General features: G+C 73.7%; 11 protein-coding genes. 6 read left to right on the top strand and 5 right to left on the bottom strand.

Features of this window, described 5'->3' with window-relative positions:
* Positions 1 to 727: 727 nt before the first annotated feature.
* Together IEZ11_RS23170 and mycP are read left to right on the top strand one after the other, a co-directional pair.
* On the top strand, positions 728 to 1,831 hold the full coding sequence (locus IEZ11_RS23170) for a hypothetical protein (protein WP_268239920.1): 1,104 nt from the start codon (positions 728 to 730) through the stop codon (positions 1,829 to 1,831).
* Positions 1,828 to 2,991, top strand: coding sequence for a type VII secretion-associated serine protease mycosin (gene mycP / locus IEZ11_RS23165; protein ID WP_189264762.1), 1,164 nt, complete (start codon positions 1,828 to 1,830; stop codon positions 2,989 to 2,991). The genes IEZ11_RS23170 and mycP overlap by 4 nt, the downstream gene beginning before the upstream one ends.
* Positions 2,992 to 3,097: 106 nt before the next feature.
* Here the strand turns inward: mycP and IEZ11_RS23160 are convergent, their stop codons facing one another.
* Positions 3,098 to 4,090: a serine hydrolase gene (locus IEZ11_RS23160; protein WP_189264761.1), complete on the bottom strand. Its 993-nt coding sequence runs from the start codon at positions 4,088 to 4,090 to the stop codon at positions 3,098 to 3,100.
* A gap of 150 nt (positions 4,091 to 4,240) precedes the next feature.
* Here IEZ11_RS23160 and IEZ11_RS23155 point away from each other — a divergent pair, with 150 nt between their 5' ends.
* Positions 4,241 to 5,005, top strand: a complete 765-nt coding sequence (locus tag IEZ11_RS23155) for an SseB family protein (RefSeq protein ID WP_189264760.1) — start codon at positions 4,241 to 4,243, stop codon at positions 5,003 to 5,005.
* On the opposite strand, the gene IEZ11_RS23150 is transcribed toward IEZ11_RS23155, so the two are convergent.
* Entirely contained in the window at positions 5,002 to 5,376 is a 375-nt protein-coding gene (locus tag IEZ11_RS23150) for a DUF1844 domain-containing protein (protein WP_189264759.1), read from the bottom strand. The two genes, IEZ11_RS23155 and IEZ11_RS23150, sit on opposite strands and share 4 nt — an antisense overlap.
* 374 nt (positions 5,377 to 5,750) lie before the next feature.
* Between IEZ11_RS23150 and infC the strand changes: the two genes are divergently transcribed.
* From infC to rplT, 3 genes are all read left to right on the top strand, one after another.
* A complete protein-coding gene (gene infC / locus IEZ11_RS23145; protein WP_189264758.1) occupies positions 5,751 to 6,446 on the top strand; it encodes a translation initiation factor IF-3 in 696 nt (231 codons plus the stop codon).
* A gap of 135 nt (positions 6,447 to 6,581) precedes the next feature.
* Entirely contained in the window at positions 6,582 to 6,776 is a 195-nt protein-coding gene (gene rpmI / locus IEZ11_RS23140) for a 50S ribosomal protein L35 (RefSeq protein ID WP_189264757.1), read from the top strand.
* A gap of 100 nt (positions 6,777 to 6,876) precedes the next feature.
* Positions 6,877 to 7,260, top strand: coding sequence for a 50S ribosomal protein L20 (rplT, locus tag IEZ11_RS23135; RefSeq protein WP_020938960.1), 384 nt, complete (start codon positions 6,877 to 6,879; stop codon positions 7,258 to 7,260).
* 132 nt (positions 7,261 to 7,392) lie between these two features.
* On the opposite strand, the gene IEZ11_RS23130 is transcribed toward rplT, so the two are convergent.
* The 3 genes from IEZ11_RS23130 to IEZ11_RS23120 are packed head-to-tail and all read right to left on the bottom strand — an operon-like array spanning position 7,393 to position 14,138.
* Positions 7,393 to 10,017, bottom strand: coding sequence for a family 78 glycoside hydrolase catalytic domain (locus tag IEZ11_RS23130; RefSeq protein WP_229713297.1), 2,625 nt, complete (start codon positions 10,015 to 10,017; stop codon positions 7,393 to 7,395).
* A 4-nt stretch (positions 10,018 to 10,021) separates the two neighbouring features.
* Positions 10,022 to 11,626 (bottom strand): glycoside hydrolase family 140 protein, encoded by a 1,605-nt coding sequence (locus IEZ11_RS23125; protein WP_189264755.1) that lies wholly within the window; start codon positions 11,624 to 11,626, stop codon positions 10,022 to 10,024.
* Complete coding sequence (locus IEZ11_RS23120; RefSeq protein ID WP_189264754.1) at positions 11,616 to 14,138, bottom strand: beta-glucosidase family protein; 2,523 nt, start codon at positions 14,136 to 14,138, stop codon at positions 11,616 to 11,618. The genes IEZ11_RS23125 and IEZ11_RS23120 overlap by 11 nt, the downstream gene beginning before the upstream one ends.
* Positions 14,139 to 14,182: the final 44 nt, after the last annotated feature.

The following is a 14,182-nucleotide window of genomic DNA, read 5'->3' as shown; positions in this document are numbered from 1 at the left end:
GCCGCAGGGCCCGCCGCCTTCCGACCGGGAGACCGGCCGGGGTGTGCCGCAGGCGCCCTCGGGCCGGGAGCCCGGCCGACCGGTGCCGCCCGGGGCCTCCGGGCGCACCGCGCCGTTCCGGCTGTCGTACGGTCCGGGGCCCTCGGCACGGCGGGTGCGGACCGGGGCGGAACCGACCGCTCCGCCGCGCCCCGTCCGCGCGGCGGAGGACGCGGAGCCGACGCCGGACGAGCGACGGGGACCCGCGGGACCGTCGGCCACGCCGTCGAGCGACACGTCTGGCACCACCAGACCCAGACGGCTCGAACGACCCCGCGGCGACTTCCCGGCCACCGGCATCGGCATGCCCGACTCGGGCAGCGCGTGGAGCCCCCACATGCGGACGTTCCCGGTCCCGACGGCCCCACCCCGCCCCACGACACCCCCCAGGCCCCCGGCCGACGCCACTCCGCCACGCCCGCCCCACCCCCCGAAGCCCGGCACGGCACCGCGTCCGCCGGAGCCCACCACACCACCGCGCCCCTCGACCCCTCCGCCCTCGGACACCCCACCGCGCCCGGCGGAGGCCACGACGCCCCGTACTCCCTCACGACCGAGGGGCGTTCCGGCGGCCGGTATGCCGCCGCGGCCGGTCCGTCCTTCGGGGCCCGGTGCTTCGCCGCGGCCGGCCGAGCCCTCGGTGGCCGGTGGCCCGGCGGCCGGTGGTCCGTCGCGTCCGGCGGAGTCGGTGGCTCGTTTCGGTGGGGTGCCGGGGGCCGAGTCGGAGGACTGGTCGGCCGACCCGGTGCGTTCCGTGGCTTCGGCGGCGGCCGGTGCGGTGTTTCCGGTCGTGGACGGGGTGGCGGGGGCGCCGCCGCGGCCCTCGGTCGCGCCGGAGCGTGCGGACTCCGGTGCCGTGCCGTATCCCGCCGCCGCGTCCGATTCCCGTCACGACACCGCACAGGGCCCCGGGCCCGGCCCCGACCCCGCGATGTCCTGGAGTTCCCTGGGAACTCCCGGCCGGGACCGGCCCGTTGTGACCTTCGGTGAGCCGGAGGGGTACGACGAGCGTGGGCGGGGGCTGTCGTTGGTCGGTCGCGTGGCGCCTCGTACCGTCGTCGCCGCCGCCTGCATGGTGCTGGGCCTCGGCCTCATCGGCGGCGCGGTGACCGGGGGCTGGCTCGTCGACGACGGCGACGACACGGGCACGGCGACCAGCTTCAGCTCCGCCGCCGGCCTGTGGCACGACGTGCCCGTCGACGAACTGTTCCCGCGCACCGTGCAGGGCACCGGTGCCGGCCCCGGCGGAGCCGACCGCTCCTGGACCAGGATCGCCGTCGCCCCGGCCACCGGCTGCACCGGCGCCTTCGACCCGCTGCTGCGCAAGGCACTCGCCCCCGTCGGCTGCCAGCGCCTGATCCGCGCCACCTACACCGACGCCACCCAGAGCTACGTGACCACCGTCGGCCTGCTGTTCACGAAGGCCGACCCGGCCGGGATGACCGCCCTCGCCAAGCGGTTCACGGCCGAGCGCCTGGACCGCCGTACCGACCTGCTGCCCCTCCCGTACGCCGCGAAGGACACCGCCGCCGAGCGGTTCGGCCCGCACCAGCGCGCCTCCTGGACGATCTCCGTGCTCACCGACGCCCCGGTCGTCGCCTACGCCGTCTCCGGCTGGGCCGACGGCCGTACCGTCGACACCCCGCAGCCCGCCGCCGACGCCGAGGTGTCGGGCGCCACCACGGCCGCGGCCCAGGCCGGTCTCGGCAACGAGGCACAGGGCCTGGCCGACCGCATCGAACGGCGACTGCGCCAGAACATCACCGGCCCGGCAACGGAGAAGCCCTCATGAAGCGCCGCGCAACCGGAGCCGCGGTGAGCCTGCTGCTGGCCGGCTCGCTCGCCCTGCTGCCGTCCACCACCGCCTACGCGGACAGCATCCGCGCCCAGCAGTGGGGCCTGTCCGCCCTGCACCTCGACGAGGCCTGGCGGACCACCAAGGGCAAGGGCATCACCGTCGCCGTCCTGGACACCGGCGTCGAGGCCGACCACCCGGACCTCGTCGGCAACGTCCTGGCCGCCAAGGACATGATCGGCTTCGGGGCCAGTCCCGGCGACCGCACCTGGGCCCGGCACGGCACCGCCATGGCCGGCATCATCGCCGGTCACGGCCATGGGGTGGGCAACCAGGACGGTGTGATGGGGGTCGCCCCTGAGGCCAGGATCCTCCCCGTCCGGGTCATCCTCGAAGACGGCGACAGCGCCCGCAGCAAGGCCCGCTCCACCCGGGGCAACGCCCTCGCCGAGGGCATCCGCTGGGCCGCCGACCACGGCGCCGACGTCATCAACCTCTCCCTCGGCGACGACTCCGCCTCCGCGCACCCCGAGCCCAGCGAGGACGAGGCCATCCAGTACGCCCTGCAGAAGGACGTCGTGGTCGTCGCCTCGGCCGGCAACGGCGGCGACAAGGGCGACCACATCTCCTACCCGGCGGCCTACCCGGGCGTCATCGCCGCCACCGCGGTCGACAAGTTCGGCACCCGTGCCGACTTCTCCACCCGCCGCTGGTACGCCACGGTCAGCGCGCCCGGCGTCGACATCGTCATCGCCGACCCGGACCACAAGTACTACGAGGGCTGGGGCACCAGCGCCGCCTCCGCCTTCGTCTCCGGCGCCGTGGCCCTGGTCAAGGCCGCCCACCCGGGTCTCAACCCGGCCCAGATCAAGAAGCTCCTGGAGGACACCGCCCGCGACGCCCCGGCCGGCGGCCGTGACGACTCCCGAGGCTTCGGCATGATCGACCCGGCGGCGGCGATCAAGGCCGCGGCCAAGCTGAGGACGCAGAACCTGGCGTCGGCGTCCTACGGCAAGGAGTACTTCGGCTCCGGCCCGGACCCGAAGGAGGAGCCGGCCGGTGCGACGGACTGGGCGGCCCCGCTGGCGGGCGGCACGGGCGGGGTGCTGGCGGTGGCGGCGGTGGTGCTGTGGCGAGGCCGCCGCAGATCCGTCTGAAGAGCCCTGGCTCTTGCAGCGCCCCGGGATACAGCGCCCCGAAAGGGGCGCGGGGAACTGCGCGACCGGCCCCCACCGGGCCCGCACCCGCCGGCGAACCCTCCCCCTACTGCGAAGCCGAGGCAGACGCGGACGCATCAGCTCCGGTGAAGGAACTCACCGCCGCCTTCGCGGCCGCCTCCACCAGCGAGATCCCCCTCGCCTGGCTCACGGTCCCCTTCGACAGCACGGCGACCAGGTAGTCCGTCCCCGCCACCGTCACCCGCCCGATGCTGTTGACGTCCCACAGCCCCGTCGTGCTCCGCGCCAGCCACCCGTTCTTCAGCGCGAACGCCGAACCGTCGGCGGCCGCCGAGACCCCCCACCGCTGGTCCGACTCGACCGTCCTCATCAGCCCCTGGAGGTACGTCCGGGAGGCCTCGCTCAGCTTCGAATCGTCCCCGAACACCTGCTGGAGCAGGGTGAGTTGATCGGCCGCGGTGGTCTGTGTGAGCCCCCACAGCGCCCCGTCGCCGCCCTCTGTCCCGGTCAGCCCGAAGCGCTTGTTCGCCGCGTCCAGCCCGGATGCCTTGCCGATGATGTCCCACAGCTCGGACGCCGACGTGTTGTCGCTGTTCTCGATCATCTTCGTGGCGTACGCCTTCTCCGTCGCCGTCAGATGCCGGCCGGCGTCTTGCGCCTGCAGCAGCAGCGTCGCCAGGATGTCGACCTTGACGATGCTCGCGGTGTCGAAGGCCGAGTCGCCGTAGGCCGCGCTGTCGCCGGAGTCCAGGTCGAGGACGGCCGCCGAGACCTTCGCCCCGGACGGCACGGTCACCTTCCCCATCGCCGAGCTCAGCAGCGCGTCCCGGTCCACGGCCGGCTCCGTCACGGGTTCCACCGATGCCTCCTCATGGGCCGAGGCCGAGGAGGACGGCGACGGCGACGGCGCCGAGGATACGGCGTTCTCGCGCGCGTGCGCCTTCACGTACACGGTCCCCGCCGCCGTGACACCGACGACGGCGACCGCGGCGAGGCAGACGTAGAGAAGGGCCCGGCGCCGGGGCCGACCGCGGCGCCGGGCCCGGCGGGATCCTGAGGTGGCTCTGGGGGACTCCATGCCCGCGATGCTCGGGCCGCGGACTGTGTGAGCCGTTTGCTGGACGTTAGAACCAGGTCAGGGAAATCTGAGATTCCCGTGAAACCCGTGTCCAGGCGGTTTCGGGGGCCGCACAACCGCAGCAGCATCCCACCGATAGGGTCGGGGACCGTGGCGAACAAGAACATTCCCGACTCCGGCTACTCCGACGACGACGGCTCCGCCGACCCCCGGCTGACCGCCGCGCTGGCCGCCTGGGCCGCGGACCGCGGTGCCGTCGGACCGGTCCTGGAGGCGCTGAAGGGCGCCCGGCTGCTGGTCCCGGTGGTCGCCGTGCTCGGCGAGGTGGAGGAGGACGAGAACGGGCTGCGCCGCGAGAAGACCAGCGACATGGCCGTCCCCACCCTGAAGGCGGGCCACCGCACCGCGCTGCCGGCCTTCACCTCCACCGCCTCGCTGGCCCGCTGGGACCCGGCGGCCCGGCCCGTCGCCGTACCCCTGCACCAGGCGCTGCGGGCCGCCGCGCACGAGAAGGCCGACACCGTGGTGCTCGACCTGGCGGGGCCGGTGCCGTTCGAGCTGACCGGCGCCGCGCTGCTCGCCCTCGCCGAGGGGCGGACGACCACCGACCCGCTCGCCGATCCGGCCGTGGTCGGGGCGGTCCGGGCCGCCTTGGCCGCCGAGCCCGCCGTGCTCCGCGCCCACCTCGGGCCCGGGGCCGCCGACGGGACGCTGGCGCTGGTCCTCGATCCGGCCGCCGCGCCGCCCGCCGAGGCCGCGCGGGCCGTCGCCGAGCGGCTCGCCGCCGACGGGACGCTCCGGGCCCGGCTGGTGCGCGGCCTCGACCTGGCACTGCTGCCGGCCGGGACCACGCCGCCGGGCGAGCCCCTGTACGTCAGGGACCGACCGCCGTACACGAAGGGGAGCGACCGCTAGCCGTAGACCGGGCCGGTGTACTTCTCGCCGGGGCCCTGGCCGGGTTCGTCGGGGACGATCGAGGCCTCGCGGAAGGCCAGCTGGAGCGACTTCAGGCCGTCCCGCAGCGGGGCCGCGTGGAAGGAGCTGATCTCGGTCGCGGACGCGTCGAGCAGCCCGGCGAGGGCGGTGACCAGCTTGCGGGCCTCGTCCAGGTCCTTGTACTTGTCGCCCTCCTCGGTCAGACCGAGCTTCACGGCCGCGGCGCTCATCAGGTTGACGGCGACCGTCACGATCACCTCGACCGCGGGGACCTCGGCGATGTCGCGGGTCATCTCGTCGAAGTCGGGCTGCTCGGCGTCGCCGGGGCCGGTAAGGGGCGTCTCACTCATGCCCCACACGATAGGCGCAGGGCGCGGGGGGCTCTTACATAGCCCCAGGCCGTCTCAATTAGCCCTGTCCCGGCTTTGCTGCTAGCCTTGTGTGACGACCGGCCGGACAGGTATGCCTCACAGCTAGCTGAACCGGCCCACAAGTGGAGGCTTCGAACTCCCACCTGACTGCCCCTCGGGCGGCGGGTCACCGGTCAGACGGTCGCTTCGCCGTTACGGCGACGGCGTGCCGTCCGATTCTGCGCCCCGCGATCCCCGCGGCGGTGTTCCGGTAGTTCGAGGAACCCGCCTGTGATCGTCTGGGGCATTTTTTCTGCTTCGGTGCGGTTAGGTCTTACGAAAACAGACGTTACGCGGCTGTCCGCCAGACCGCCGTGTGGTGCTACCGAGGAGGATCCATCAGCACCGAGCCCCGCATCAACGACCGGATTCGCGTTCCCGAGGTGCGACTTGTCGGTCCCAGCGGCGAGCAGGTCGGGATTGTTCCGCTTGCCAAGGCGCTGGAGCTTGCGCAGGAGTACGACCTCGACCTGGTTGAGGTGGCGGCGAGCGCGCGTCCGCCGGTCTGCAAGCTCATGGACTACGGGAAGTTCAAGTACGAGTCGGCCATGAAGGCCCGTGAGGCGCGCAAGAACCAGGCGCACACGGTCATCAAGGAAATGAAGCTCCGGCCGAAGATCGACCCGCACGACTATGACACCAAGAAGGGTCACGTCGTCCGGTTCCTCAAGCAGGGCGACAAGGTCAAGATCACGATCATGTTCCGTGGTCGCGAGCAGTCCCGGCCCGAGCTGGGCTACCGACTGCTCCAGCGGCTCGCGGAGGACGTCCAGGACCTCGGTTTCGTCGAGTCGAACCCGAAGCAGGACGGCCGAAACATGATCATGGTGCTCGGTCCGCACAAGAAGAAGACCGAGGCCATGGCCGAGGCCCGGCAGGCGCAGGAAGCCCGCAAGGCGGACGCGAAGGCCAACCCCGGCCGCTCGCAGAACGCCGCGGAGTTCGACGCCGCCGAGGTCGAGGGTGAGGTCGAGGCCGAGGTGCCTGCCGAGGAGCCCGCGGAGGCGTGATCCCGGGGGTCAACGCCCCAGGTCAGCACCAGGGGGCGCAAGCCCCAGGATGTAACCGATACAAGTACGACGTTCCACCGTGCCCGGTTTCACGACCGGGCACCGGAGCGCCACCGACGAGGAGATAACGGCGCTATGCCGAAGAACAAGACGCACAGCGGTGCCAGCAAGCGCTTCAAGATCACCGGTTCCGGCAAGGTCCTGCGTGAGCGTGCCGGCAAGCGCCACCTGCTCGAGCACAAGTCGTCCCGCGTGACGCGCCGCCTCACCGGCAACGCCGAGATGGCCCCGGGCGACACCGCGAAGATCAAGAAGCTTCTCGGCAAGTGACCCGAGGGCGCCGGTCGGCGCCCTGAGTCAGAAGTACCGGGACCCAAGTCGTTTCCGGGCCGCGTGAGTCCAACCGCGGCCCCGCTACAAGGAGTAAAAAGTGGCACGCGTCAAGCGGGCAGTCAACGCCCACAAGAAGCGCCGGGCGATCCTCGAGGCGGCCTCCGGCTACCGCGGTCAGCGTTCGCGCCTGTACCGCAAGGCCAAGGAGCAGGTCACCCACTCGCTGGTCTACAACTACAACGACCGCAAGAAGCGCAAGGGCGACTTCCGTCAGCTGTGGATCCAGCGCATCAACGCCGCTGCCCGCGCCAACGGCATCACCTACAACCGCTTCATCCAGGGTCTGAAGGCCGCGAACGTCGAGGTCGACCGCAAGATCCTGGCGGAGCTGGCCGTCAACGACGCCAACGCCTTCGCGGCGCTCGTCGAGGTGGCCCAGAAGGCGCTGCCGTCGGACGTGAACGCCCCCAAGGCGGCGTGACGCTGCGCTGGCTTCGGCCGACGTGACGCGAGGACCCGCAGGCTTCAAGCCTGCGGGTCCTGTTGTTGAGGCCCGGGGGTTTCCTGTCCGGCCGCGGGCCGGTGGGGGCTGGTCGCGCAGTTCCCCGCGCCCCTAGGGGGTCACTGTCACCGGTGGTGTCCAGGTGTGCCGGAACGTGTGGTGGCCTGAGCCGATCTCCTTTGGGGGTTCGCCGCCCGGGAGGTGGACCTCGGCGCTGGTGCCCGGTGGAATCAGGGCCTCGACCACCAGCACGCGCCCCCCGGGCGTCTCCTCGATGCGCCAGCCCGCCTCCGCCCTGCCGTACGGGGTGAGGTGCGCCGCCTTCGCCCAGGTCAGGTCCCCTCCCGGTACCGGGGCGATGCGCAGGCGTCGCCAGCCCGGTCCGGCGGCCGCCAGACCCGCCACCGTGCGGTGCAGCCAGTCGGCGACCGCGCCCAGCGCGTAGTGGTTGAACGAGGTCATCTCACCCGGATTGACGCTGCCGTCGGGCAGCATCGAGTCCCAGCGCTCCCAGATGGTGGTGGCGCCCATGGTCACCGGATACAGCCAGGACGGGCACTCCTTCTCCAGCAGCATCCGGTAGGCCAGCCGCGGCTCGCCCGCCGCGCACAGGGCGTCGCAGATCAGCGGCGTACCCGCGAAACCCGTGGCGATCCGGAAGGAAGCGCGCCGCACGACCTCGGCCAGCCGTTTCGCCGCGCCCCGCCGCTGCCGCTGCGTCGGCAGCAGCGCGAACTCCAGGGCCAGCGCGTACGCCGTCTGCGCGTCGGAGGAGAGCAGGCCGTCCGGCGTGACGAAACGGTCGGTGAACCGCTCCCGCACCGCCCGCGCGTGCGCCCGGAAGCGGGCCGCGTCGTCCTCGTGACCGAGCAGCGCGGCGGTGTCGGCCAGCACCTCGGCCGAGCGGACGACATAGGCGTTCGCCACCAGGTCGCCGTCGGTGCGGGCGTCGCCCGGCCGGTCCGGCGGGGCCGCCGGGTCCAGCCAGTCCCCGAGCTGGAACTCCTGCCGCCACAGGCCGCCGCCCGCCGCGACCAGCCGGATCGTGGCCTCGCCCCAGGCCAGCATGCTCGGGTACTGGTCGCGCAGCACCCCCAGGTCCCCGAACCGCTGGTACAGCGTCCACGGCAGCAGCACCGCGACATCGCCCCACACCGCCTGCGCGGTCGGCGGGAACATGTCCGGCAGCACGTCGGGCACGACCAGCGGCGGCACCCCGTCCGGCCGGGCCAGCTGTTCGGCGGCCAGGTCGCGCAGCCAGCCGGCCAGCATGCCGGAGCAGTCGTGGAGGAAGGACGCGGTCGGGGCGAAGACCTGGAGGTCGCCGGTCCAGCCCATGCGCTCGTCACGCTGCGGGCAGTCCGTGGGGACGTCCAGGAAGTTGCCGCGCATGCCCCACACGACGTTCTCGTGCAGCCGGTTCACCAGCGGGTCGGAGCACTCGAACCAGCCGGTGCGTTCCAGGTCCGTGTGCAGGACCACCGCCTCGACGTCGGCGGGGTCCAACACACCCGGCCAGCCGCCCACCTCGGCGTAGCGGAAGCCGTGGAACGTGAAGTGCGGCTCGTAGGTCTCCACGCCCTCGCCGCGCAGTACGTAGGTGTCCGTGGCGCGGGCGTGCCGCAGCGGGCGGACGCTCAGCTCACCGTTCTCCAGGACCTCGGCGTGCCGCAGGGTCACCTGGTGGCCGGCCGGACCCGACACCCGGATCCGCAGTCGCCCGACCAGGTTCTGGCCGAAGTCCAGGACGGTCCGCCCGGAGGGCGTGGTGATCACCTCGGCCGGGCGCAGGGTCTGCGTGCGCCGGACCGGCGGACCGGTCGGGGCCACCAGTTCGGCCGTGGGCGCGGGGAGTTCGGCGACCGGGTGCCAGGCGGACGCCTCGAACTCCGGTGTGGACCAGCCCGGTTGCTCCAGCCGGGCGTCACAGGCCTCGCCGTCGTAGATCTCCGAGCGCAGCACGGGCCCGGTCGCCGTGCGCCACCGCTCGTCGGTGCCGACGACCGCCGTCGTGCCGTCGGCGTACTCGATCTCCAACTGGGCCAGGAGCGCCCGGCGTTCACCGTAGAGGTGCCGGCTGCCGCCGCCGAAGCCGAGGCGACCGGTGTACCAGCCCTCGCCGAGCAGCGCGCCGAGGGTGTTGCGGCCGGGCCGCAGCAGGGAGGTCACGTCGAAGGTCTGGTAGCGCAGCCGGTGTCGGTAGGAGGTCCAGCCGGGGGACAGGACATGGTCGCCGACCGCCGTGCCGTTGACCTCGGCCGTGTAGACGCCATAGGCGGTGATGTACAGGCGGGCCGAGGCGACCGGACCGGTCAGGTCGAAGTCATGGCGCAGCAGCGCCGCGGGCAGCGGCCCGTCGGGGGATCCGGAGTCGGGGGTGACGGGCCGGGCCGTCCAGTCGGCGGGCGCCAGGAGACCGGTCTCCGCGTAGGCGACCGGCGACCAGGGCGAGGGGTCGCTCTCCCCCTCGCCCCACACCCGGACGCTTACGCCGACCCGCTCGCGCGAGCCGAGCCGCCCGCCGGGCCACGGGACGAGGACGGACTCGGCGGACTCGACGCGCCCGGTGTCCGCGGTGACGGCGCCTTCGGCATCGGTGATCCGCACCTGGTGGGCGCTCTGCCGCCAGCCCGGGACGTCGGTCTCCGTCCGCCAGCTCAGCCGGGGTGTGGGCTCGCCGATGCCCAGGGGCTCACGATGGTGCTCGAAGACAGGGGTACCGACAGTGCTCGGCACGAGGTCAACTCCGATCCGGGTCATGGCAGATGTACACGCGGGGGGCTCCGCCCTCGTCGGGCACCCAGTCGGCGGCGTCGGCGCGGACGCCCTCGCGGACCGTCTCGCCGGTGCGGGGGTCGACCACGCGGTAGGGCAGCGGCACGTCCGGGGCGATGCCCCTCAGCGGGCCGCCCTCCTCCGCGTAGCAGACGTACAGCACCCCGGGGACGGACAGGCCGCGCGGCGCCAGGCTGGCGCACCAGTCCGGGCGCATGTCGGTGAGGGGGAGGCCGTCGAGGATCCGGCCCACCAGGCCGACGTACCGAGAACCCTCGAAGTCCAGCGCCTCCCGCCACCCCGCGTCCTTCGCCAGGAAGAACTCCGTGTGCCCGGACTCGGCCGGGTGCAGCCGCCACTGCCACAGGCTCGCGGCGCCGTAGACGACGCCCATCGTGCCGCCCGCGCAGAGGTTGCTCCACGCCTCGTGCCCCTGCCACCAGCCGGTGGCCCGATCGGCGCCGGGATCCTCGTAGGTCGGTTCGCCGTTGGCGACCGCCTTGGCCGGGGTGTTGCGCCACATGTCGGCGACCCGCTCCTGGACGTGCCCGCCCATGTGCCCGGTCTGGCACCACTGGAAGTGCAGCCACGGCTCGCCCTGGTGGGCGCGGTTGGCGGAGTGCGGCCGGTAGTGGATGCCGCAGGGCTGGCCGTACGCGTCCCACCGCCCCACCTCGGCGCCGCCCGCCGCGATCTGCGGCTCGCCGCCCTCGCCGTCGGCGCCCACCAGGTAGACCACCGGCGCGGCGCCGTAACGGGCGACCAGGTAGCGGCAGTAACGCGCGTACTCCTGCGGCGGCACCACCGGGCCGGCCGTCCGCAGGCCCTTCCAGCCGAAGCCGTGGAACAGCGGCTGGAGCACGGGCACGATCCCGTGGTCCCGCAGGATGCCGGTCAGCCGGTCGAGGTACTGGAAGTACGCCGGGTTCAGCACGTTGACGTGTCCGGTGGGAAGGTCCTCGAAGCCGACGTCGAAGCCCTCGTCGGCGGTGCGGTCGCGCGGCCCGCGCGCGTCCATGTCGGGCTGGACGCTCATCAGCAGGGCCGCGTTGAAGCCCTTGGCCCGCCGGTCGGCGGCGTAGTGCGCGGTCTGCTCCGCGGTGGCCCGCCAGGGCAGGGCCCAGGCGGTGTCGCCGACCAGTAGCGCGGGCGTCCCGTCGGCGTGCACCAGGCTGCGACCGCCGGGGGACATCTGCCAGAAACCGTGCCGGTGGAACGGGTTGCCGTCGGCACCGGCACCGGCAGAGGCATCGGCGTCGGTATCGGCGTCGGTATCGGCGTCGGCCGGGCGGACCGTCAGGGTGCCGGTCCGCCCGGCGAGTCCGGGGTCCCCGTCCGAGGCGCCGGAGCGCCAGGTCCAGCGGCCGGCCGGCTCCGGGGAGGCGAAGCGGATCCGCCAGGTGCGTCCGCCGTCCCAGAAGGCCGGGCGGCGCAGCACCCGCCCGGACTCGTGGGTGAACTCGGCCCACACGTCCACGTCGGTGTAGGGGTTGGCGTGGTCGCGCGTGCCGGTGAGGACGATCTCGGTCTGCCGCCACGCGGTGATCTCCGTGGCCCGGTCAGCGCTCATCGTCGGCTCCCGCCACCGTGACCCGGGCGGCCAGCGGCAGCCGCAGCGACGACGGGCCCGCCCGCAGCGTGAAGTCACCGGGTTCGTACGCCCAGGTGTGAGCCGCGGTGTCCCAGTGCCGGAAGACCCGCGCGTCCACGGCCACCGTCGCCACCGCCTCCTCGCCGGCCGCCGCCTCGACCACGGCGAACCCGGCCAGCCAGTGCGCCGGGCGGTCCACGGCGCCGTCCGGCCGCTCCGCGTACACCTGCACGACCTCCTTGCCCTGCCGGGTACCGGTGTTGCGGACCCGCACCGTCACGGTGCCGCCCTCGCCGGCCGGCACCGCGCCGGGCGCCTCGACCGCGACGTACTCCCAGCTGGTGTAGCCCAGGCCGTGCCCGAAGCCGTAGCGCGGCGGCGTCCGGTCCGGGCGGCCCTGCCCCCGGTGGCCGACGAACAGCCCCTCGTCGTAGCGGAGCACGCCGTCGACCGGCTGGGTGGACGGCAGCCCCGCCTCGGCGGCGGGCCACTCGGTGGGCAGCCGGCCGCCCGGTTCCGCCGTGCCCAGCAGGACGTCGGCGAGCGCGTCGCCGAACTCCTGCCCGGGGAACCAGGCCAGCAGCACCGCCGCCACCTCGTCGGCCCACGGAAGCAGCACCGGGGCACCGGAGTTGACCACCACGACCGTGCGCGGGTTGGCCGCGGCGACCCGGCGGACCAGCTCGTCCTGGCGGCCGGGCAGGGCAAGGCCGGTACGGTCGAAGCCCTCGCTCTCGACCTCCTCGGTGGTGCCGACCACGACCACGGCGACCTCGGCGGCACGGGCGAGTGCCACGGCCCGCTCGATCTCCTCGTCGTCGCTGCCCCGCGGCGGCATGAGGTTGAGCTGCAGCGCGGTGACCCCTGCCGCTATGCCCTCGTCGGCCGCGGGGGCGTCGTGCACGAGGACGACCTCGGTCTCCTCGCCCTCGGCCAGCTCGACGTCGTGGAGGTGCTGCGGCGGGCTGAGCAGTCCCTCCACCAGGTCGGCACCCGGCGGCAGCGCCAGCTGTACGTCGAACACCTCCGTCCCGGCCACGGACATCCGGAAGCGTCCGAGGCCCGAGGCGCCGATCCCGTACCGGCCGGCCCCCGCCGCCGCGCGCAGCACCGTGCGCACCTCGATCCGGGCGACCGCCTCGGACGCGATCCCGGGCCCGTACGACCCCATCCAGGTGTACGCCGCCGCGGCGCGCGGCTCGGAGCCCAGCACGGTTCCGTCGGCGGCCAGGTAGCGCACCTCCACGCCGTCGCCGGAACCGTCGGGACGGCCCAGGAACGGCAGGCCCGCCACCGGTGTACGGGTCTGCGGGGTGACCCCGACGCCGTGCGTGACCTCGACCGAGTCCCCGAGCGCGGCCCGCAGACCGGCGAGCGGCGAGACGGTGTACGGCGGGAAGACGGTGGCGCTGCCACCGCCGAGGGTCCGTGCCACCGCCGCGTTCGGGCCCAGCACGGCCACCCGGCGCAGCGCGGCGCGGTCCAGCGGCAGCACGGCCTCCTCGTTGCGGGCGAGGACGAAACCGGCGGCGGCCGTCTCCCGCAGCAGACCCGCCACCGACGCCGCGTCGTACGTCGGCGCCGGGGCGGCGGCGGGCAGACCGTCCAGCGCGCCGACCCGGGCGGCCAGGCGCAGGATTCGCAGCACCTTGTCGTCCACCAGCGCCTCGTCCACCTTGCCCTCCTGCACGGCGGTGACCAGCGCCTCGCCCCACGGCCCCAGCGGGCCCGGCATCACCAGGTCGAGGGCGGCGCGCGCGGACGGCTCGGTGGTGCGGGTGGCGAACCAGTCGGACATCACCACCCCGTCGAAGCCCCACTCGTCGTGCAGCACCTCGCGCAGCAGCGGGCTCTCGGTCATCGAGTGTCCGTTGACGCCGTTGTACGCGGCCATCACCGCCCAGACCCGGGCCTCGCGGACGATCACCTCGAACGGCGCGAGGTACAGCTCCCGCAGGACGCGCTCGTCGATCCGCGCGTCCACGGTCATCCGCTGGGTCTCGGAGTCGTTGCCGACGAAGTGCTTCACGGTGGCGGCCACACCGCCGTGCTGCACGCCGCGCACGTAGGCCGCCCCGATCCGGCCGGTGAGCAGCGGGTCCTCGCTGAAGCACTCGAAGTGCCGGCCGCCGTACGGGGTGCGGTGCAGATTCACGGTGGGGGCGAGCAGGACGTCCACGCCCTTGCCGCGCGCCTCGTGGGCGAGCAGTCCGCCCAGCCGCTCGACGCGCGCCTCGTCCCAGGTGGCGGCGAGGGCGGTGGGCGACGGGACGTTCGCGGACGGCGTGCGCTCGTCCCAGAGTTCGCCGCGCACCCCGGCGGGGCCGTCCGAGACCACCAGCCTGCGCAGACCGGCGTCGGGCTCCGGAAGCAGGGACCAGAAGTCCCCGCCGGTGAGCAGCCGCACCTTCTGTTCCAGGGTGAGCGCGGCGACACGCCGCTCCAACTCGGCTTCGGTGTCGGGGGCGGGGTGGGCGGACTGCCGGGTCACGGAGTTCTCCTCGGAGCAGGGGGAGGGGAGCAAGGGGGGAAGCG

Source organism: Streptomyces fuscichromogenes (genome assembly GCF_014645815.1).
Classification (GTDB): Bacteria; Actinomycetota; Actinomycetes; order Streptomycetales; family Streptomycetaceae; genus Streptomyces; species Streptomyces fuscichromogenes.
This window is presented reverse-complemented; position numbering and strand designations above follow the sequence as displayed.

Bases quoted from the DNA above. Each gene is read 5' to 3' on its own strand.
- mycP (WP_189264762.1), top strand. From the start codon at position 1,828: ATGAAGCGCCGCGCAACCGGAGCCGCGGTGAGCCTGCTGCTGGCCGGC.
- IEZ11_RS23160 (WP_189264761.1), bottom strand. From the start codon at position 4,090: ATGGAGTCCCCCAGAGCCACCTCAGGATCCCGCCGGGCCCGGCGCCGC.
- IEZ11_RS23150 (WP_189264759.1), bottom strand. From the start codon at position 5,376: ATGAGTGAGACGCCCCTTACCGGCCCCGGCGACGCCGAGCAGCCCGAC.
- rpmI (WP_189264757.1), top strand. From the start codon at position 6,582: ATGCCGAAGAACAAGACGCACAGCGGTGCCAGCAAGCGCTTCAAGATC.
- IEZ11_RS23125 (WP_189264755.1), bottom strand. From the start codon at position 11,626: ATGAGCGCTGACCGGGCCACGGAGATCACCGCGTGGCGGCAGACCGAG.